The following is a 19,173-nucleotide window of genomic DNA, read 5'->3' as shown; positions in this document are numbered from 1 at the left end:
TTAAAAGGAGTGACCATGTCGGTTCAGTCTACATATGGTGTACGACGTAAACTTAGCGTGATGCTTGCACTGTTAGTGAGCGCATCGTTCAGCATCGCTCACGCACAGCAAACCCCTGAAGAAGCACTTGATGAGCTTGAAATCGCGGTGCCTGAGACTGAAAGCCGTGTCGAGCGGCGCATTGAAGCCGAACGCGCCACCGCTGAAAACCCGTATGTGATTACCCCACACCGGCCGAATTACGTGCTACCTGCGAAATATACAACGCGTTCTAACGCGCAGGCATTTGATAGCATTCCTGATTCCGACGACATTGATAAACTTGAGCTGAAACTGCAATTTAGCTTCAAGTACCCATTAAGTACTGAGCTTTTTGGCAGCCGCCACTCACTTTGGGTCGCCTACACCCAACAATCGTTTTGGCAGGCGTATAATAGTGATGCCTCGCGCCCTTTTCGGGAAACTAACTACGAACCGGAAGTATTTGTAACGTTCGACGTTGCCGACGCCTCGCTCTTTGGTATTGACCCCAAACTGATTAACTTAAGTTTGAACCACCAGTCCAATGGTCGCTCAGAGCCAACTTCGCGGTCCTGGAATCGAGTGACCGCTGAATTCGTGTTCGAACATGACAATTTAGCGTTTTCTATCCGCCCGTGGTGGCGTATCCCTGAATCGTCAGACGAAGACGACAACCCCAGTATTCGTCGCTACTTAGGCTATGGTGACTTACAGTTCGTGTATAGCTGGGATCATTTCAGTGTCGATGTCATGCTGCGAAATAATTTGCGTACATCGGATAACAAAGGCGCGCTGCAAGTTGGTTTTACCTTCCCGCTTTGGAATCGTTTTCGCGGCTATGTTCAGTATTTTAACGGCTATGGTGAATCCCTGGTTGACTACAATCACCATACTCAAAGCTTAGGCGTAGGTATTATTTTGACCAACTGGCTGTAACTCGCCATCAACCATAATTAGAGGTGCATTATGTTAAGCAAGCCCCGCCGCTATACCGTCACTATCTTAGCCAGCGCAATGATGAGCTTAGGCTTTAGCGCAGCCGCTAGTGCCGCAGACCCTCATCGTATTTCAGCAGAACTCGAGCAACGTGTGATTGAATGGCGCCGCGATATCCATCAGCACCCTGAGTTGAGTAACCGCGAGTATAGAACGGCGGCTTTAGTTGCTGAACATCTTAGCGAGCTTGGACTTGAAGTACAGACCGAGATTGCGCACACCGGTGTGGTCGCCATGCTTCGTGGTGGCCAACCTGGGCCAACGATTGCACTGCGTGCCGACATGGACGCTTTGCCAGTCACTGAGCGTACCGACGTGCCTTTTGCCTCCACTGCTGTGGGGGAATACCGTGGCCAGCAGGTCGGTGTCATGCACGCCTGTGGACACGACTTGCACGTGGCCATGTTAATGGGCGCGGCTGAATACTTAACGAGTATTCAAGACCAACTACATGGCAACGTGATGTTTATCTTTCAACCGGCTGAAGAAGGTGCCCCACCCGGTGAAGAAGGTGGCGCTGAGCTGATGTTAGCCGAAGGTATTTTTGATGCTGAGAAGCCCGATGCGGTGCTCGGTATTCATGTTTGGTCGGCGGGACACACCGGCCATATCGGTTATCGCAAAGGTCCATTAATGGCTTCATCCGACCGCTTTGAAATTTTCGTGAAAGGCGAACAAACCCATGGTTCGCGGCCTTGGGGCGGTGTCGACCCCATCGTAGCCAGTAGCCAAATTATCAATAACGTACAAACCATTGTCAGCCGTCAGGTTGATATTACTAAGGCCCCCGCGGTGGTGAGTTTTGGCAAAATTGAAGGGGGCGTGCGCAACAATATCATTCCCGATGAAGTCTATTTAGAAGGTACGATTCGAAACTTTGACATGGGTATCCGTGCTCAAATCTTTGAAAAACTGACCACCACCGCTGAATACACAGCGCGTGCAAGTGGCGCCCGGGCGGAAGTGCATATTCACGAAGGTTACCCAGTCACTTCAAATGACGCCGACCTTGTCGAGCGTATGTTACCCACAACCTATCGGGTTGCAGGCCAAGACAAGGTTTTTGAAAATGAATTGGTGACGGGTGCAGAGGACTTTTCATTTTTCGCTAATGAAGTGCCAGGCATGTTCGTATTTCTTGGCATTACTCCGCCTGACCAAGACTTAGCTGATGCGCCAAGCAACCATTCGCCCTACTTTTATGCGGATGAAGATGCATTGAAAACAGGCGTGGAGCTATTTATCAACTGGGTGGTTGATTACTCGGGCGACTATTCGAGTGATGCGTCTTAACCCGAAAAGCAGATAAAAAAAATCGGTAAGCAGACTAACTGCTTACCGGATAAATCTTAACATCCAGGGAAGTGATGATTAAGTTCGCGTTGTAACCTGCTGCTACAACGGGGCTTATAATAGGCTTTTAAGATGACACTTTTGCGACACCTGAATGATGTTTTAATGACCTTTGAACGCCATTCCTGCCTGTTGTTAGACTTAGTTTATTCTTCATTCAGATTATTAGAACTCATTCGAACTTTTTACCGACATTCGATTAATTCCCCTATAATAAAGGGGTTTGAAATACATGGGCGTTTATCAGTTGAAAATTTTCCATACATATACTCATGCTTAAATGAGTTAGACCAATGGCAGGTTTTTTACGACGATTAACCGTTTAACTAGCTTGGCGAGGCTGGTTACAAACCCCATAGTATAGTGGAGTGAAAGGCGAAGCCCATACGGGCAATCCATACCCCAGACTGCCCAACCCAGTCTGGGGTTTTTTTATCCAATTTCAGTTTGACTCAATACTTGAGTGATTTACTCAAGTATGCGATGATTTAGCATCATTCATGTCAGTTATTAGGAATCTTCGATGCGTTTGACCTCTAAAGGCCGTTACGCGGTCACCGCGATGCTGGATGTGGCTATTCACGCGAATAAAGGTCCTGTGCCCTTGGCTGATATTTCTGAACGGCAAGAGATTTCGTTGTCCTACCTCGAGCAACTATTTTCACGCCTACGTCGCCATGAATTAGTCGACAGCGTGCGTGGACCTGGTGGTGGTTACCGTCTCGGGCGTCAGCCCCATGATATCAATATTGGTGAGATTATTCGCGCGGTCGATGAGTCGGTCGATGCGACCCGTTGTCAGGGACAATCCAACTGCCAGCAAGGCGAGCGTTGCTTGACCCATAGTCTGTGGTCTGACTTAAGCGACCGTATCAGTAACTTTCTCGACAATATAACCCTTGGCGAGCTTATGGCTAAGGGGGATATCAAGTTAGTGGCAAGTCGCCAGTCCCAGCAACTGATTAAACTTAAAGTGACCTAACTGGCTGCTAATTGCTGCTGTGCCTGTTGTTGGATGGTGGCTACGATAGCGCGTAAGCCATTCCCCCGTGTTGGTGATATATGGCGCTCTAAATCAAGTTGAGTAAAATACTCGTCGATGTCAAAGCTAGTAATCTCAGACGCGGTTTTGTTGTCATAAGCTGCCAGAACTAACGCCAACAGGCCCTGCACGATGACCGCATCGCTATCGACCCGAAAATGCATGCGTTTATCCGCCAATGTCTCGGAAATCAGCCATACACTGCTTTGACAGCCGCGCACTTTAAACTCATCACGTTTCAGCTCAGGCTCTAAGCTTGGCAACTGTTTGCCTAAATCAATAATATACTGATAACGCTGTTCCCAGTCGTCTAAAAACTCTAAATCTTCAACAATGTCAGTCGTCGTTGGCAGCGCCATGCATAATTCCTTTGGATATTCGTTAGTTTAGAAAAATACACCGGCTTCAAGCTGTGCTTCTTCACTCATCATGTCACGTGACCAAGGTGGGTCAAACACCAGTTCAACCTTCACCGCAGCAACATTTGGCACCATACCCACGCGGTATTCAACATCACCCACAAGCACAGGACCCATGCCGCAGCCTGGCGCGGTTAAGGTCATTTTAATCAGCACTTGTTGTTCTGCTTGGTCAATGTTTACCGCATAAATCAGCCCTAACGAGACTAAGTTAATCGGTATTTCAGGGTCATAGACACTTTCTAGGGCAGTCCAAACTTGCTGCTCGTCTATTTGACCGTCACTCGGCGTTGCAAAGTCTAAGGTCGTCGGCTTACGCCCAATAGCATCCGCGTCTGTGCCATCAATACGTAACATATTACCTTGCCAGGTCACGGTGTAATTACCACCGAGATCTTGGGTAATATTGACGAATTCATGTTTAGGGATAATTTTAACTTCACCGGTGGGCACGCGCCGGGCTTTGACCTCGCGCGTGGTGTTCACCATTTTTTGCATTGACATGTAAACTTCGCTCTGTGCTTTGCGGGCTTAAGTATGGCTAGTATGGGTCGTGCGTGCGGGCGTACACCCGCACGCTTACACTGCAGATTTCACGTTAAAGCTTTCACCGCAACCGCATTCGTCGAGTACATTCGGGTTGTTAAACTTAACGATACCGTTAATGCCCTCTTTGACGTAATCAATTTCAGTGTGGCGTAACGCCTGCAATGACGCTTTATCAACCGCTAACGTAATATCGTTGCTGATTGCAACGACGATATCGTTATCTTGCGCTTGGTCAGCGTAATCCAGCACATATGCAAACCCAGTGCAGCCACTCAGTTTGGTAGAAAACCGAATAATTTGGCCTGGGCGCTCCGCCAATTTAGCGGCAAAATAACGCTGCGCTGGTGCTGTCATAGTGACCACTTGCACAGTCGGCGTAAAAGTTTCAACAGACATGATTACCTCCTTGCTTAAGCAAGCATCATGGACGCTTTGTGTAGCCCCTTAAATAAGGCTTCCACTTCGTCCAAGGTATTATAAATGCTAAACGATGCGCGTGCAGTACCGGGCACATGTAAGCGCGCCATCAAAGGCTGAGCACAATGATCACCGGTACGAATTGCGATACCTTGGCGATCCAGTAAAAAGCCGATATCAGCTGGGTGCGCACCTTCTATTACAAAGCTCAAAATACCAATTTTATTCTCTGCGTTACCGACAACCCGCATGCCTGGTACTTGTTGGGCCAATTCCAGGGCACGTTGTAACAGGGCTTGTTCATGGCCAGCGACTGCGTCCATATCAAGCTGGCTAAACCAATCAATCGCCGCAGCTAACCCGATTGCACCGGCAATATTTGGCGTGCCTGCTTCGAGACGATTCGGTAACTTGCCCCAGGTTGCGTCTTCGTATGTGACTGTGGCAATCATTTCGCCACCCGTCAACCATACAGGCCAGTCCTCGAGCACCTGACGGCGTCCCCAAAGTACGCCAATTCCGGTTGGGCCAAACAACTTGTGTCCAGAAAACACATAAAAGTCGGCGCCGATATCTTGCACATCCACCCGCCCATGCGCCACACCTTGCGCACCATCTATCAATACCAGCGCTTGCGGTGCGACCGCTTTCACTTTGGCGGTCAGCATTTTAATTGGGTTAATTGTACCCAAGGCATTAGACACATGCGGCAACGCCAGCATACGCGTGCGTGAACTGAGCAGCTGCTCGAATGCAGCCAAGTCCAGGTTACCCTGCTCGTCAATCGGAACTACTTTTAAGATGGCGCCCGACATTTTACATGCTTGTTGCCAGGTGACTAAATTAGCGTGGTGCTCCATTTGCGTCACCATCACTTCATCACAAGCCTGTAAGCGCTGCGCCATACCCTTGGCGACGATATTGATGCCTTCGGTGGTGCCGCTGGTCCAGATAACTTCTTCAACCGCGCTTGCATGAATAAACTTAGCAACGGTGGCGCGCGACTGTTCATAGCGACGGGTCGCTTCGTCAGACAGCTGATGCGCACCGCGATGCACGTTCGAATTACACTGGGTGTAAAAATCCACTAAAGCGTCAATCACCGCTTGGGGCTTTTGCGTGGTGGCCGCGTTGTCCAAATAGACTAACGGGTTGCCATCTAACGTACGTGCCAAAATCGGAAACTGCTGGCGAATACTGGCAACGTCAAACGTCTTTAGCGCGTCGCTCATGCCACTTCCATCCCCGCAAAGCGCTGTTGCAATTTAGGTTGTAACCATTCACGCAGCGCCGCATTTGGCATTTGATCAACAAGCTCCTGAATAAAGCCAAAGTTCAGCATCACTAACGCTTGTGAACGCTCAATGCCACGACTTAGCATGTAATACAACGCTTCGTCGTCAATTTCTGCGACCGTTGCGCCGTGGGCACATTGAACGTCGTCCGCATAGATTTCGAGTTCAGGCTTGGTATTAATTTGGCCGCGACGAGATAATAGCAAGTTGCGGTTATTCAGCTCTGCCAAGGTCTTTTGCGCATCGCGATGGATATGAATACGGCCGTTAAACACCGCTTTGGCGTTGTCGCCAACAATCCCGCGTGCATTTTCTTCAGTGGTGCCATTTGGCACTATATGCTCAATGCTGCTGTGCAAGTCAAAATGCTCGCCTTCAGCTAACAAATAAATATTATTGAACTTCGCAAAGGCATGTTGTTCAGTGTGCTGAATGTCCACGTCGATACGCGACAACTGACTGCCGTAGCCCACTAAGGTGCTATTCAAACGCGATGATTCACCCATATTGAAGTGGCAACCACCCACATGAATCGCCTGTTTCGCGTGCAACGCAAAGCGGTAGTGTTCTAACTTGGCATCACGACCTAACTGATATTCTGCGTACGCCGTGTTCAAGCTCGCGCCGTCGCCCGCACCGTGTTCAATCACACACGCTTGAGCACGCTCACCTAAGCGCACCAGCACGCGGTTATGGGACTCTACGCCGTCACTACACAGGTTGATGATACGCACTGGCGTATTCACAGCCGCATCCGCAGCCACATCGATAATGACCCCATTGTTAGCCAATACGTCATTGACCAAGCCGAACAAATGCTTGGGCGGTTTGACTTGGGTAAATACCTGCGCTGCAGCAGCCCGCGCCTGGTCATCTGCCTGCGCAAAGCTTTGCATCGTCAACCCTGACGGCAAGGTGATTTGGCTGATATCCGTCTGTAGCTGACCGTCTACAAACCAAATGTCGATAGTTTCCAAACCTTCGATACTGAGTGCTTGACGCTGTTCAGTGCTGACTGCTGCGTCTGCAGGCTCACTCTGCGCCCATTGCGCATCGGCGATTGGGTGCAGTGACGTGTATCGCCAAGCCTCTGTGCGACGGCCAGGCCACGATTGTTGACTCAGCTGCGCCAATGCTTGCTGACGAATTGGGCTTAACCAATCGTCAACGCCTTGAGCACGCTCAATAACACCGTTTAACCACTGACTCATGCACCAGCCTCCTCGGCTTTGCTTAACCAAGCGTATCCAGTCTTCTCAACTTCTTTCGCCAACGACGCATCGCCACTTTTAACAATTTTTCCGTCGGCAAGAATGTGTACAAAATCAGGCTCAATGTAGTCCAACAGGCGCTGATAATGGGTGACTACGATAAAGCTACGTTTGCCATCACGCTGGCTATTTACACCATTGGCAACAACCTGCAGTGCGTCAACATCCAGGCCCGAGTCAGACTCATCAAGAATACAAATTGATGGTTCAAGCAAGATCATCTGCATAATCTCGTTACGCTTTTTTTCACCGCCCGAAAAGCCCTCGTTAACTCCGCGCTTTAAGAAATCAAGCGGCAAGTTAACTTGCTTACACGCTTCTTTCGCTTTTTTCAAAAACTCGGCAGCACTCAACGACTCTTCACCACGCTCTTTACGTACCGCGTTGACTGACTCTTTCATAAATTCCATGTTGCTCACGCCTGGAATTTCAACTGGGTACTGGAACGCTAAAAATAAGCCGGCTTGGGCGCGTTCTTCCACTTCCATCTCTAAAACATTTTCGCCGTTCAGCTCAACCTGACCGCCCGACACTTCATAGCCGTCACGGCCGGATAACACATAACCTAAAGTACTTTTACCGGCACCATTTGGGCCCATAATGGCATGTACTTCGCCAGGCTTGATATCCAGGTTCAGTCCTTTCAAAATCTCTTTGCCTTCAACACTGGCGCGTAAATCTTTAATTGTTAACATTGTTACCCCACTGAACCTTCAAGACTAATTTCGAGTAATTTGCCCGCTTCGACGGCGAATTCCATTGGCAATTCTTTAAATACTTCTTTGCAGAAGCCATTCACTATCATTGAGACCGCTTTTTCTGGGTCTAAGCCGCGTTGCCGACATAAAAATAATTGGTCGTCGCTGACCTTGGACGTTGTCGCTTCATGCTCGACAATCGCACTTGGATTGCGACTTTCAATATATGGAAAAGTGTGTGCGGCGCATTTATCGCCAATCAGCAGCGAGTCACACTCCGTAAAGTTACGCGCCCCATCGGCATTTGGGCCCATACGCACTAGACCACGGTACGCGTTGCTGCTATGCCCCGCTGAAATACCTTTAGAAATGATCGTCGACTTGGTATTTTTACCGATGTGGATCATCTTAGTACCGGTATCAGCTTGCTGACGCCCACGAGTCAACGCCACCGAGTAGAATTCTCCGACACTGTTGTCGCCTTTCAAAATACAGCTTGGGTACTTCCACGTCACCGCAGAGCCTGTTTCAACCTGGGTCCAGGAAATCTTGGCGTTGGTCTCAGCGATGCCACGCTTAGTGACGAAGTTATAGATACCACCTTTACCGTTTTCATCGCCTGGGTACCAGTTTTGCACCGTTGAATACTTAATTTCAGCGTCGTCCATAGCCACCAATTCAACCACGGCAGCATGTAGCTGGTTCTCGTCACGTTGCGGTGCAGTACATCCTTCCAGGTAACTGACATACGAGCCTTCCTCAGCCACAATCAAAGTGCGCTCAAACTGGCCGGTATTGAGCTCATTGATGCGGAAATAGGTAGAAAGCTCCATCGGGCAACGGGTGCCCTTAGGAATGTAGACAAACGAGCCGTCGGTAAATACCGCGCTATTGAGCGCCGCAAAATAGTTATCTCCACGCGGTACCACCGAACCAATATATTTTTTGACCAGCTCTGGATACTTTTGAATTGCCTCAGAAATAGGGCAAAAAATGACCCCCGCTTCTTCCAGCTTCTCACGGAAGGTGGTGACGACTGACACCGAGTCAAATACCGCGTCAACGGCTACGCCCGCCAACATTTCCTGCTCGTGCAGTGGAATACCTAATTTTTCATAGGTACGCAGTAACTCAGGGTCCACCTCGTCTAACGACTTAGGCTTGTCCTTCATGCTTTTCGGGGCAGAATAATAAGAAATCGCTTGATAATCGATTTTCGGATAGTCAACGTGGGCCCACTCTGGCTCTTCCATTTTCAGCCAGGTGCGGTAAGCCTTTAAGCGCCATTCCAGCATCCATTCAGGTTCATTCTTCATGGCGGAAATACGGCGGATTACAGATTCGTCTAACCCTGCTTCAAAGGTATCGGACTCTATCTCTGAAACGAAACCGGCATCGTACTTACGCGATATCGCCTGCTCGATTTGTTCACTCATGACATACTCACTCAGGTGACTTTATAAATGCCCCTGATTATATAGTACCCGAGTATTTCACTCAAGTATTGAAGCCGTGGCGCGGGCTCAGGCGGTCACATCCAGACCAACCATTCAGCCCGCGCCACTGTCGCTGGTGAGCCTGCGACTACACCAGATTAAATGCAACGGCTAATTGGGCGACAATAATCAATACCCCAAGTACCAATGCAATATACAGCGCGGGAGTTCCGCCAACCGCTTGAAAGTTGGCTTGAGGATAGTCGCGGCGTACCTTTTGTACCATCAACACCGGCAACACGATTGCAATAATCACTAGGGCGATAGCCGCATACCCCAACGCCATAATGAAACCTTGAGGATAAAACAGCGCGAAAATTAGCGGTGGGATAAAGGTAATTAAGCCCGTTTGAGTGCGCCCGCGCTTGTTGTTCGGACGTTTAAATTTCTCCGCGAGGAAATCGAACAACCCTAAACTGACACCCAAAAATGACGTCGCCAAAGCAAGGTCCGCAAACAAATAAATCGCTGCCTCGACCCAGTCCGATTGCATCACCGCCGCAATCGAATTAACAAATTGCGGTAAATTGCTGTTTTGCATCAAGTCCGCTTGGCCGACAGCACCGAATGCAAGGGCTTGCCAGATGATATACACCACCAAGGGTAAGCTTGAACCTATCATCACAATTTTCTTCAGTGCGGCCATATCTTTATTAAGGTAACGCACCAGCGACGGAATACAGCTGTGAAAGCCAAATGAAGTAAAGATAACCGGCAGTGCGGCGACCAGAAGCCCCTGCTCTAGCGGCATGTCCAATAACCTTGAGCCGGCCACTTCAGGGGTCAGCATCACCATAGTGACCAACAGGACAATTAACTTGAGGACAAATAAAATGCGGTTGATGATGTCGACTTTGCTGGTGCCCAGCGACACAATCAGGCCAATAATTAGAGTAAACACCAGCACGCCACTGAATTCAGGCGCTGCGGGCAAGTGCCCAATAACACGCTGCTGCATCAATGCGCCGCCGCCAGCGATGTAAGCCGCGCATAAGGCGTACAATAAAAACAGCATCGCGACGGTGGCGGCTAAACGCCCTTTCCAGCCTAAAAACTCTTCGGCTAAACCGTGTAGTGTCGCAGTCACTGGCACATGCTGATGCAGCTCAAGCATCAGCATCCCGGTGTACGCCATTAGGGCCCAAATGACCACCATGATAGCCACCGAGACAGGAAAGCCTAAGCCCGCGGAGGTCAGTGGTAATGCCAGCATACCCGCACCAATGGTGGTGCCCGCTAAAATGAAGATACTGCCGATAATTCGGTTACGATGATTCAAAACCCCGGTATCCTTTTGTTATTGTTGTTATTGGTTATGTCTTAGCTGATACAGCGCTATTAGCGCTTGTTCGCTATCTTTTGGTTTTGCAGGCTAGCGAACTTTAACCGAAAGGGAAAGTATTTTAGCGTCTTGGCGTGTCAGATTCGTGCAACAACTCGCGCGACATATTGAAGCGTTGTTGCTGTGCTTGCTCCATTTCATAGAAAAATAGATGCACCCAGCGCTCCGCGTCCGCCAGCAGTTGCAGCTCTAATTCCAAACGTTGTTGCGCTAAGGCATCCACTAATGGCTCACGTAAACTGTCACGATTTAGCTTTTCATCGGCATAATTCAGCACCAAATCGGTTCCGAGCCAAGTCGCGCCACCTAAAACCATCATACATAAAGGTCCGCACACGGTGCCTGCAGTGGTCGCAGTCGCAGTCGCGCCAGAACGCACGACCATGCGCCCACTTAACATTGCCAGAACACGCCGCGTGCCTGCTCGCACGCCAATTGCGCTGGCAGGCGCTAAACCTCGCGCCGCTAACGCCAACCCAGGTACCACGCCCGCGCCGACTGCTGATTTACGTACTAACGCTTGGCTGTCAAATTGAAGGTCAGACCAATCAAAGCACATCGCTTGGGTTTGCGGTAACAGCGCTTGGGTTTGAGCTTGATATTGTTGCGCTTGGGTAACTAATACGTGCTGAATGTCAGTTGCTAATTGCCGCTCAGCTTGGCGCAACGCTGGGGCTAATTGGGTTTGGGTAAATTCGCTTAATTTGCTCTGCAGTAAGGTTTCGAAACTCTCATCACTAAGCTGAGCTTGGGCAACAAACACCAACTGTGTGTACTGCCCCGCCAACGAGAAATTCCAATCCAAAAATGCATCAATGCCCTGCTCACCGGCGCTAAATGCGCGGTCTAGATGGGTTGCCACTATAGGTTGAATGGCAGCCATCGCTGCTGCTGACTGCTCGGCACTTAATTGTGGCGCCGCTTGTCCAAATAAAGCTTGGCTGCGTTGTAATGCAGCGGGCGAGCATGGGTCTTCTGGCGTTGTCTGCGACACCGCGATGTTACGCTCTGGCAAGGTCTGCATTTGACGCTCAAAATAACCCCACAACAGTAAGGCTAACCCAGCCACCGTGACCCCAATCAGGACATGCGCCCGAGCCAGGCCAAGTTGCTGTGCATTTTTTTCACTCCCTGTCGTATGCGCAGCCTGCATTACACGGATAAGCAAACTATGAATACCCAGCAACACCAGCCAAATCAGTGCAACCTGCAGCATGACACCCAATACGAGCAGGATAAAAATACTGCCACTTAACCACCACGGTGTGGACTGACTCAGCCACTGAATTAAGTGCCAAACTAGCGCCTGTAGACCCTGACTGGCTTGGAGCACAGCGTCAATCAGCGCGAAGCCCGATTCATCTGGCGTTGCAAAATCTTGAGTTTGGCTCTGAGCTTGCACCACTTCAAGCCAAGTTAAATGCTGGGTAGCAGGCACTTCTACCCACCAAAAATAGCCCGCTAGTAGCCCCATACTCAATAAGCCTAGGTTGCACCACGCGGCAACCCGCAGTATCACGTGGCGCCGATAGACAGGCTGAATATGCGCGCTCAGAAGTTGCTGCCACACCCATTGCCATCCGCTGAGCGTGAGCACGCTCGCACCAAGCAATGCCCACTCCCATGGCGCCAGTTGCGCAGCTGCAATTAGACTGCCTAAAGCCAGTATCACTGCAAGTATGGCAGCACCCAATTGCGATACAATACTGCGCCACAGTAGCCGGGCGACAGGGCTGTCAGGGCTGAACACATACTGAATCAAAGCGCGCCGGCGTAACAGCAACAAGCGGCTTAAGTGCACGTAAATGAGCGCACTGCTCAGCATCCAAACGAAGGCAAACCCGAAGCCACCAAGCTTTGCAAGGGGTACATAAGCCAATAGACACAGCCATAGCCCGCATAGCCCCCAGCTAAGCCCCGTTTGAAACCATGGTCGCAGTGCTAGTGAATTCATCTTTAACAACTTTTTATGCGCACGGCATTGGCGCTTTTGAGTAACCAGATTATGCTTAGTTGCATGCGTCGAATCCTAATCGTTATCCTCATCATTATAGCCGTTCTCGGCACTGCCATAGGCGGTGCTTGGTGGTATTTGCAGCGTACCTTAGCTGGGTTGCCAATAGAACAGTTGGACTACAAAATTAGTAGTATCGGCTATAAGCACGTGCGCCTGGCGCATATTAACGTCGTTTACCTGGGCACCCATTCAGCGTCTGAGCAGCCATCCGTGCAAGAGGTTGACTGGCGTGCCCATGTGAACGCACAAGACTTGTTTATTACCTGGCAGTGGCAAGGGTTTCGGCCTGAAGTTCAAATTATCGAAGCGGATGTGCTCGACGTCGCATTGACGGATTGGCCACAAGCCGCTGAGTCTGACGCCCCAGGGTTTGATTGGCAGCAGTTAGCATTGCCACGCAGTTGGCACCTGCCCCGGGATTTACCACATCGGGTAGACATTGACGCCTTCCATCTCAGTCTCCCCTGTGACGGTGGCTGCCAATATACGGGGCAACTCGCCTTTCATAGCGAAAACAAACAACGCTTGCTAAGTGCTGACGACCCACAGTACACGCAGTTGACGATGCAATTGAGCCCCCATACGCAGTTTGATCAGCTTGAGCAACTCACGCTCCGAGTTGCGTATACGGTAGAAAATCAGTTGCCCCGGCTATTACTTGAAATCCAAAGCCCGATGTCATTCAATTTAACCGCAGAACAGCAGTTGAATCGCGATCGCAGTGTGCATGCCCAAGGGTCGTTGTTTTACGAGCCAACCGCGCAGTGGTTAGTGCCACATTTGCGCCCGTGGCTGGCTGAGATTGACACGCTCACCCAACCTGTCAGCGAGTATATTCATCACCGTGTCGACGCGGAATATGAAGTGACGGCGCGCTCGGCAACCCGCAGTGACACCTTGGGTGAGTGGCTCGGCCAAGTGGACGCCGACACATCCTTGCAAGTAGCGATTGAGCGTCAGCTCAGTTTAAACCTCACTGCACGTGGGCGCGCTCAGCCCCAAGCTGACAACCCGACGATGCAGCTTGACGGCGAGGGTGATGTGGAAGTCAGTGAATTTATGCTGCGCAGGCTTGGTGAGAAGTTCAGCGCAGGTGTGCACCAACAGGTCGATAGTAGCCATTTAACCAGTGAACAAGTGATGGCCACGCCCAGCCTGTTGCTGGCCTATTGGCAAGGACCGGTGGCACTGGATGTGAATTTTGATCTCAATCTACCCTGGCAAAGCAATCAGCTTGAGCAAGCTGCTGCGATGAACGGCGTCATTGATTTTAATCTAGCCAGTGCACACCGCCCAAGTTTAGTCGATGTTGGCGCGTTGAGTTTAGGTGCATCTGGGCAGGTCGAACTCAATGCAGGCGCACTTGAAACTGTCGATGCAAGTGTCCGTGGCGTCGCCGACCTAACCCCACTGAATGCAAGTTTAGCGGCGTGGAACGCCGACCTTGGCGCACTCGCCTATCAGATAGATATATCCGATTATCAGGCCGACCCAACCAGCCCGATAGCGATGCAACTGCGCGTTGAAGGGAGTGGCACCACGCAAGTTAATATTTTCAGTGACATGATCGTGAGCCAGCAACCATTTAGCATCGCCAGTGAGCGCAGTGAATTACGCTTACGTCAGGCCAATTGGCAAATTGATGCCGTAGCCACCGAAGATATCGACGTGCGCGTACCATTCACATTCACCCTCGATGCCAACAACAGCTTAGCGATCGATGCAGAAACACCTGCGATATTGCAACTTGGTGCCACCGCTGTCACTCAACCTATGGAAGCATCTGTACCGAATGTATTAGTTGAGCTTGGACAATGGCGCCTGCACGGCAACCTTAATGACCTCCCTAGCCTGCAGTTTAGTAGCCAAATTGATGTCTCAACACCACGCGTTGATAGCCCGCTACTGCGCCCGGTAAGCTGGCGTTGGTTGGCTGATATAGCCGCAACGCCCTTAGCTGCAAGCCCTGATTTTCGCAGTACAGGTCGTATCACCAATGGGCCTGGCTTAATTTTGCGTCACCAACTACAAAGCGATGGCGCAGACGTTGAGGTCGATTGGCAACTCAGCGATATATTTTGGCTCGCTGGCAACCCGATTGCCGCCACCCTGCCAAACTGGCCTGAATTGCTGCAACTAGAACGTGGCCGCACCCGTGCCGAGGGGCAGCTGCGGTATTATGGCAGCCAAGAAGCGCCAACTTTGAACCTGCGTGGTCAACTCGATATGGTTGACGTATCAGGCGTGTACGACACGATTGCATTCACTGGTTTACGTTCGCAGCTAGATATCAATGTCATAGATGAGGCGCTGATGGCCGAGCTCGTACAAGCGAGTGTGCAGCGTGTTGAAGCTGGCCTGACCTTAGGGCCCGGTGAGCTAAAAGCAAGCTACCAAGGTACGCTCAATGACCCGCTGCTAGGACAGGTTGAAATTGGCCAAAACCAAATTGCGATGCTCAATGGCGTGCTGTCGCTGCGGCCACAGCGTTATGTACTGAGTGAACCCGCACATACTTTTTTCATCGAACTCAACCAACTCGATATTGCTCGCCTGTTAGCGGAGTACCCGGCCACAGATATTCAAGGTAGTGGGCTATTATCTGGCGCTATTCCCGTACGCTGGTCACCACAAGGTGTGTTTGTCGAGCAAGGCCGTATTAACGCCTTGCCGCCTGGGGGGCAGTTACAGTACCGTTCAGAACGTGCGCGCCAAATGGCGCAAAGCAATATGGCCATGGATATTGTCATGCGAGCCCTTGACGACTTCCATTACTCTGAGCTACAAGGTGACGTGACCTATGCCGAGGACGGCACCTTGTTGCTCGCTCTACTGATTCAAGGTAATAACCCAGCACTTGAGCACGGACGCCCGGTGCGTCTGGAGGTAACTCTTGAAGAGGACCTGCCTGCTTTGCTCGCTAGCTTGCAACTAGTTAACCAGCTCAATGAAATTATTCAGGAACGTGTACAGCAACGTTTGATCCAGCGTCTGCGCAACTAAAGCGTTAGCGTATGGTCGAAGCCATAGGAACCAAGGAGATATTGTATGACGAAGCATCGAATACTCATTGCGGCAGGCTTAACCAGCCTATTTGCTGCTGGGGTAACAGCTTGTACCCCAACGGTGCAAGTGGCTGCACCTAGTGAACCGATTCATATTAATTTAAATGTTAAGATTGAACATGAAATTTATATTCGGGTGGCGCAGGAATTGGACCAGATTTTTAGCGGCTCGAGTGGATTATTTTAAGGAGTAAACCATGCATACTTTAACCCTTGATAACACCCAAACGATACGCCGCCTGATGGTTGCATTGACGTGTATGTTAGCGCTGATGCTTACCGCCAGTATAAGTAGCCCCGCCAACGCGCAGCAAATGAGCTTGCAAGAAGCGATGGCTGAGTTGTCTGCGGCCAAAGAGCAAGGCTTAGTAGGCGAGCGCCAAAATGGCTACCTCGGTGTTGTTAACGCACGCGGACAGGCACGAGCAATCGCCGATTTGATTAATCAAGCACGCCGCTCAGAGTACACACGCATTGCGGAGCAAAACAATATCGCGGTATCGGATGTGGAGGCCATGGCGGGTAAACGCGCTATTGAGCGCACGCCAGCAGGTCAATATATTGAACTCGACGACGAATGGGTGGTTAAGCGCTAGGCGCAACGAGCCCACGCAGCAAAATTAACAATCAGCCGCTTTTGGGTGCAAACTCAAAGCGGCTTTTTTTATCCAACTTTTTTAAAAGTAGACTCAATCACATAGCAGTTAATTCGCGATCTGAGCATGATCTTTGGCCCACTTTTTCTATACTTCTTACGTAACCTATTAAATCAATTAACCTCAATTAACGATGTAAGGAGCCTGTCATGAAGTCATTTAGAAATAGCCCACAGCGCTCTAAATTACTTTCCATGAGTAATGTTGTTTATGCCCTGCTAACGGTGGTGGCTTTGGTGCTGTTTATGCAAGACGCACAAGCGGTATTTGGCACGGCTTAAACCGTTAAGAGCCCGGCCTTAGCCCTTGACGCTGGATGCGAATTAGAATCTCGGCAGCAGCCCGGGCGTCGTCCAACGCGCGGTGGTGACGGGCTAATTGAATATCTAAGTCAGCACAAAGCCGGCCTAACGAATAGGACGCTAGCCCTGTAAAATGCTGTCGTGCCAGCTTCACCGTACATAGTTTTGGTAAGCGAATATAGCGGCCGCATAGTTCGTACTCACGCTTAAAGAAACCATAATCGAAATTAACATTATGAGCGACAAATACGGCGCCTTTTAGGAAATCACTGATTTCATCCACCACCTCACTAAAAATCGGTGCGTCTGCCACCATAGCTTGGCTAATCCCGGTTAACTGAGTAATGTGTCGGGGAATAGCGCGCTGCGGGTTTATCAAGCTTTGCCAGCTCGCAACCACTTTCGCATTAACCACTTTCACCATGCCGATTTCAGTCATTCGGTTGCCAGCCGAATTACCGCCCGTGGTTTCCACGTCTACCACCACATAAGCCTGTTCAGGGTTGAACGCCCATTCAACCCGACGCACTGCCACATTCAACCCTGCCCGGTTTAGCATTTGCAGACTAATCAACTGGTTGCGACGTAAGCTGTCACCAGGCGCCTTGATTTCCTCGAACCTTAGTTGGCCACTTTCAAGCACCATTAAATCCGGGTAGCCGTCACTTAATGCATGGTAGTCTTTCGCCATTGCGAGCAATATCTGCTGCAATTGCGATACACTCACGTGGGTTAATAAGATATCCAGAATTTCCAGCATCTTAGGGTGCCAACGGAATACGCCATTGCCTTGGCCGTAGTATTGGCTGCTGACTTTAAGTAACCACACACGCAACGTATGGCTACTATCAAACTGTTGCAGGCGCGCTTCTATTTCAGCCTGCATGTGGGAAAAAAATTGATTGCTCTTTAGCACTGCAGGTAGACGGTCAAATTCGGTGGCCAAACCTGCTTTAGGATTCACAAACAGCTCATGCCAAAACACCAAACCAAATAGTGCCCGCCATATTCGATTCTCTGTTTTGAAAGCTTCGATTCCCTGGCTTTGATAATACTGCTTTACACCCGTCTCGACGTTACCTAGAAAAGCTTCGTCGAGGGCTATCACAGGCGCACTATCACGTAACATGTCAGTCAACACACTGGTGCGTTTACGTCCGAACTTGCGCGCGTAGAAGTCGCTGGCAAACACCCATAAGGTTTCACTGTCAGGGTTATCAATGATATCTTCTAATTGCTCGCGCACTGCCTCATGTTCGCCCGCCGCATAACGCACACGAATGCTTTTTTCTACTGCTTCAGGCTCATTTGAGCGGGCTAAAAAACTAAGTGCCAGGGCTTGGGGATGAACTGACAATTCGCTATCCAGCATACGTTTTCCCAAACGTGCATATAAGCGTGAGGCAGTGGCTTGCGCCGCAACCCCAACCGATGTAGTCGGCAACTGCTGCGCAAACGCAAGTAAACCCGCATCCATCGTTTGCTTCAGTGCGTCACTTTGATGCTTCCATTCAAACGCACTGAAAGCCTCGTCAGCAGATGCAAAGCGTGCTTGCGCCTCGTGCGCCAAGCGACGCGTGCGCATGATGCCTAAATCGCGCATCGACAACTGATTCAGGCGCCCCTGAGTACGGCCAAAATATAAAAACAGCAAATAGCGTAATACTTGACTGCGCCCTTGACGCACGAAGTGTTGATTAGCCCATGCTAAAGCTGGCTCGGAGTCGGTTGCTGTCAGGGTTTGCAAATAGCTGAGCCAACCCGCTTTAGCTGCTGACTTCGTTGGCGGCTTGGCTAAAGTACTTGAGTCGCCATGACAGGTATCAACGCCGTCAGCCGCCACACGCTGATAATGCTGGTATAGCTGTTGTAATTGTTGCTTGGTAATATCTGCTAGCCAAATCTGAATGTCTTCACTGGCAAATGGCTGCAGCCAATGACACTGAGCCAGCACTGCCAGTTGTGCCGGAATATCGTTAATTTCGGCGTACACCAAGGCGTCGCGTGCCACCCAATCCGATTTACGGTTGTATAACCTGACCAACAAACACTGCGCGGCTTCGTTGAGAGCGCGAAAGTCGTCCACAAATGCGCGCTCAGGGGCTGCCAGCAAATGTGCACAAGGGCCCTCAATATACGCGAGAAATTCGTTAAAATGGTCTAGATAATACTTCTCTGGCAGCGTTTTTAGCGCTTTCATGGCCACTCCTACCGCGTTAACTCCGGCCTATTAT

General features: G+C 50.2%; 17 protein-coding genes. 7 read left to right on the top strand and 10 right to left on the bottom strand.

Annotated elements, in window-relative coordinates:
• The first annotated feature begins 15 nt into the window (after positions 1-15).
• The 3 genes from CWE07_RS09605 to iscR all read left to right on the top strand — a co-directional run bounded on the left by CWE07_RS09605 (position 16) and on the right by iscR (position 3,352).
• On the top strand, positions 16-957 hold the full coding sequence (locus tag CWE07_RS09605) for a phospholipase A (RefSeq protein ID WP_198679912.1): 942 nt from the start codon (positions 16-18) through the stop codon (positions 955-957).
• 30 nt (positions 958-987) lie between these two features.
• On the top strand, positions 988-2,310 hold the full coding sequence (locus CWE07_RS09600) for an amidohydrolase (RefSeq protein ID WP_111569652.1): 1,323 nt from the start codon (positions 988-990) through the stop codon (positions 2,308-2,310).
• Between the two features lie 583 nt (positions 2,311-2,893).
• The gene (iscR, locus tag CWE07_RS09595; protein ID WP_111569653.1) at positions 2,894-3,352 is read left to right on the top strand and encodes a Fe-S cluster assembly transcriptional regulator IscR; all 459 of its coding nucleotides are present in this window, start codon (positions 2,894-2,896) and stop codon (positions 3,350-3,352) included.
• Here iscR and CWE07_RS09590 read toward each other — a convergent pair.
• The 9 genes from CWE07_RS09590 to CWE07_RS09550 all read right to left on the bottom strand — a co-directional run bounded on the left by CWE07_RS09590 (position 3,349) and on the right by CWE07_RS09550 (position 12,853).
• Complete coding sequence (locus CWE07_RS09590) at positions 3,349-3,771, bottom strand: SufE family protein (RefSeq protein ID WP_111569654.1); 423 nt, start codon at positions 3,769-3,771, stop codon at positions 3,349-3,351. The two genes, iscR and CWE07_RS09590, sit on opposite strands and share 4 nt — an antisense overlap.
• A gap of 27 nt (positions 3,772-3,798) precedes the next feature.
• On the bottom strand, positions 3,799-4,329 hold the full coding sequence (gene sufT / locus CWE07_RS09585) for a putative Fe-S cluster assembly protein SufT (protein WP_111569728.1): 531 nt from the start codon (positions 4,327-4,329) through the stop codon (positions 3,799-3,801).
• A gap of 81 nt (positions 4,330-4,410) precedes the next feature.
• The gene (locus CWE07_RS09580) at positions 4,411-4,776 is read right to left on the bottom strand and encodes a HesB/IscA family protein (protein ID WP_111569655.1); all 366 of its coding nucleotides are present in this window, start codon (positions 4,774-4,776) and stop codon (positions 4,411-4,413) included.
• Between the two features lie 14 nt (positions 4,777-4,790).
• Positions 4,791-6,029: an aminotransferase class V-fold PLP-dependent enzyme gene (locus CWE07_RS09575; RefSeq protein WP_111569656.1), complete on the bottom strand. Its 1,239-nt coding sequence runs from the start codon at positions 6,027-6,029 to the stop codon at positions 4,791-4,793.
• Positions 6,026-7,303: a Fe-S cluster assembly protein SufD gene (gene sufD / locus CWE07_RS09570; RefSeq protein WP_111569657.1), complete on the bottom strand. Its 1,278-nt coding sequence runs from the start codon at positions 7,301-7,303 to the stop codon at positions 6,026-6,028. The genes CWE07_RS09575 and sufD overlap by 4 nt, the downstream gene beginning before the upstream one ends.
• On the bottom strand, positions 7,300-8,058 hold the full coding sequence (gene sufC / locus CWE07_RS09565) for a Fe-S cluster assembly ATPase SufC (protein ID WP_111569658.1): 759 nt from the start codon (positions 8,056-8,058) through the stop codon (positions 7,300-7,302). The genes sufD and sufC overlap by 4 nt, the downstream gene beginning before the upstream one ends.
• Before the next feature lie 2 nt (positions 8,059-8,060).
• Entirely contained in the window at positions 8,061-9,497 is a 1,437-nt protein-coding gene (gene sufB, locus CWE07_RS09560; RefSeq protein ID WP_111569659.1) for a Fe-S cluster assembly protein SufB, read from the bottom strand.
• 148 nt (positions 9,498-9,645) lie between these two features.
• Positions 9,646-10,836, bottom strand: a complete 1,191-nt coding sequence (locus tag CWE07_RS09555; protein WP_111569660.1) for an aromatic amino acid transport family protein — start codon at positions 10,834-10,836, stop codon at positions 9,646-9,648.
• Between the two features lie 124 nt (positions 10,837-10,960).
• Positions 10,961-12,853 carry a hypothetical protein gene (locus tag CWE07_RS09550; RefSeq protein ID WP_126818999.1) on the bottom strand — a complete coding sequence of 631 codons (1,893 nt, stop codon included), beginning with the start codon at positions 12,851-12,853 and terminating at the stop codon, positions 10,961-10,963.
• A gap of 63 nt (positions 12,854-12,916) precedes the next feature.
• On the opposite strand from CWE07_RS09550, the gene CWE07_RS09545 reads away from it, so the two are divergent.
• From CWE07_RS09545 to CWE07_RS14590, 4 genes are all read left to right on the top strand, one after another.
• A complete protein-coding gene (locus tag CWE07_RS09545) occupies positions 12,917-15,919 on the top strand; it encodes an intermembrane phospholipid transport YdbH family protein (protein WP_157983260.1) in 3,003 nt (1,000 codons plus the stop codon).
• 45 nt (positions 15,920-15,964) lie between these two features.
• The gene (locus CWE07_RS09540) at positions 15,965-16,168 is read left to right on the top strand and encodes a YnbE family lipoprotein (protein ID WP_111569663.1); all 204 of its coding nucleotides are present in this window, start codon (positions 15,965-15,967) and stop codon (positions 16,166-16,168) included.
• A 10-nt stretch (positions 16,169-16,178) separates the two neighbouring features.
• On the top strand, positions 16,179-16,577 hold the full coding sequence (locus tag CWE07_RS09535) for a YdbL family probable chaperone protein (protein ID WP_241974116.1): 399 nt from the start codon (positions 16,179-16,181) through the stop codon (positions 16,575-16,577).
• A 209-nt stretch (positions 16,578-16,786) separates the two neighbouring features.
• On the top strand, positions 16,787-16,918 hold the full coding sequence (locus tag CWE07_RS14590; protein ID WP_275541014.1) for a hypothetical protein: 132 nt from the start codon (positions 16,787-16,789) through the stop codon (positions 16,916-16,918).
• Positions 16,919-16,922: 4 nt separating this feature from the next.
• Here the strand turns inward: CWE07_RS14590 and CWE07_RS09530 are convergent, their stop codons facing one another.
• The gene (locus CWE07_RS09530) at positions 16,923-19,139 is read right to left on the bottom strand and encodes an exonuclease domain-containing protein (protein ID WP_111569664.1); all 2,217 of its coding nucleotides are present in this window, start codon (positions 19,137-19,139) and stop codon (positions 16,923-16,925) included.
• Between the last annotated feature and the right edge of the window lie 34 nt (positions 19,140-19,173).

It is taken from the genome of Aliidiomarina maris (assembly GCF_003987335.1).
GTDB lineage: Bacteria > Pseudomonadota > Gammaproteobacteria > Enterobacterales > Alteromonadaceae > Aliidiomarina > Aliidiomarina maris.
This window is presented reverse-complemented; position numbering and strand designations above follow the sequence as displayed.

Excerpts from the sequence above, each read along its gene's own strand:
- sufB (WP_111569659.1), bottom strand. The coding sequence starts at position 9,497 with ATGAGTGAACAAATCGAGCAGGCGATATCGCGTAAGTACGATGCCGGT.
- CWE07_RS09540 (WP_111569663.1), top strand. The coding sequence starts at position 15,965 with ATGACGAAGCATCGAATACTCATTGCGGCAGGCTTAACCAGCCTATTT.
- CWE07_RS09580 (WP_111569655.1), bottom strand. The coding sequence starts at position 4,776 with ATGTCTGTTGAAACTTTTACGCCGACTGTGCAAGTGGTCACTATGACA.
- CWE07_RS09545 (WP_157983260.1), top strand. The coding sequence starts at position 12,917 with ATGCGTCGAATCCTAATCGTTATCCTCATCATTATAGCCGTTCTCGGC.
- sufC (WP_111569658.1), bottom strand. The coding sequence starts at position 8,058 with ATGTTAACAATTAAAGATTTACGCGCCAGTGTTGAAGGCAAAGAGATT.
- iscR (WP_111569653.1), top strand. The coding sequence starts at position 2,894 with ATGCGTTTGACCTCTAAAGGCCGTTACGCGGTCACCGCGATGCTGGAT.
- CWE07_RS09600 (WP_111569652.1), top strand. The coding sequence starts at position 988 with ATGTTAAGCAAGCCCCGCCGCTATACCGTCACTATCTTAGCCAGCGCA.
- CWE07_RS09605 (WP_198679912.1), top strand. The coding sequence starts at position 16 with ATGTCGGTTCAGTCTACATATGGTGTACGACGTAAACTTAGCGTGATG.
- CWE07_RS09575 (WP_111569656.1), bottom strand. The coding sequence starts at position 6,029 with ATGAGCGACGCGCTAAAGACGTTTGACGTTGCCAGTATTCGCCAGCAG.
- CWE07_RS09530 (WP_111569664.1), bottom strand. The coding sequence starts at position 19,139 with ATGAAAGCGCTAAAAACGCTGCCAGAGAAGTATTATCTAGACCATTTT.
- sufT (WP_111569728.1), bottom strand. The coding sequence starts at position 4,329 with ATGCAAAAAATGGTGAACACCACGCGCGAGGTCAAAGCCCGGCGCGTG.
- CWE07_RS09550 (WP_126818999.1), bottom strand. The coding sequence starts at position 12,853 with ATGAATTCACTAGCACTGCGACCATGGTTTCAAACGGGGCTTAGCTGG.
- sufD (WP_111569657.1), bottom strand. The coding sequence starts at position 7,303 with ATGAGTCAGTGGTTAAACGGTGTTATTGAGCGTGCTCAAGGCGTTGAC.
- CWE07_RS09590 (WP_111569654.1), bottom strand. The coding sequence starts at position 3,771 with ATGGCGCTGCCAACGACGACTGACATTGTTGAAGATTTAGAGTTTTTA.
- CWE07_RS14590 (WP_275541014.1), top strand. The coding sequence starts at position 16,787 with ATGAAGTCATTTAGAAATAGCCCACAGCGCTCTAAATTACTTTCCATG.
- CWE07_RS09535 (WP_241974116.1), top strand. The coding sequence starts at position 16,179 with ATGCATACTTTAACCCTTGATAACACCCAAACGATACGCCGCCTGATG.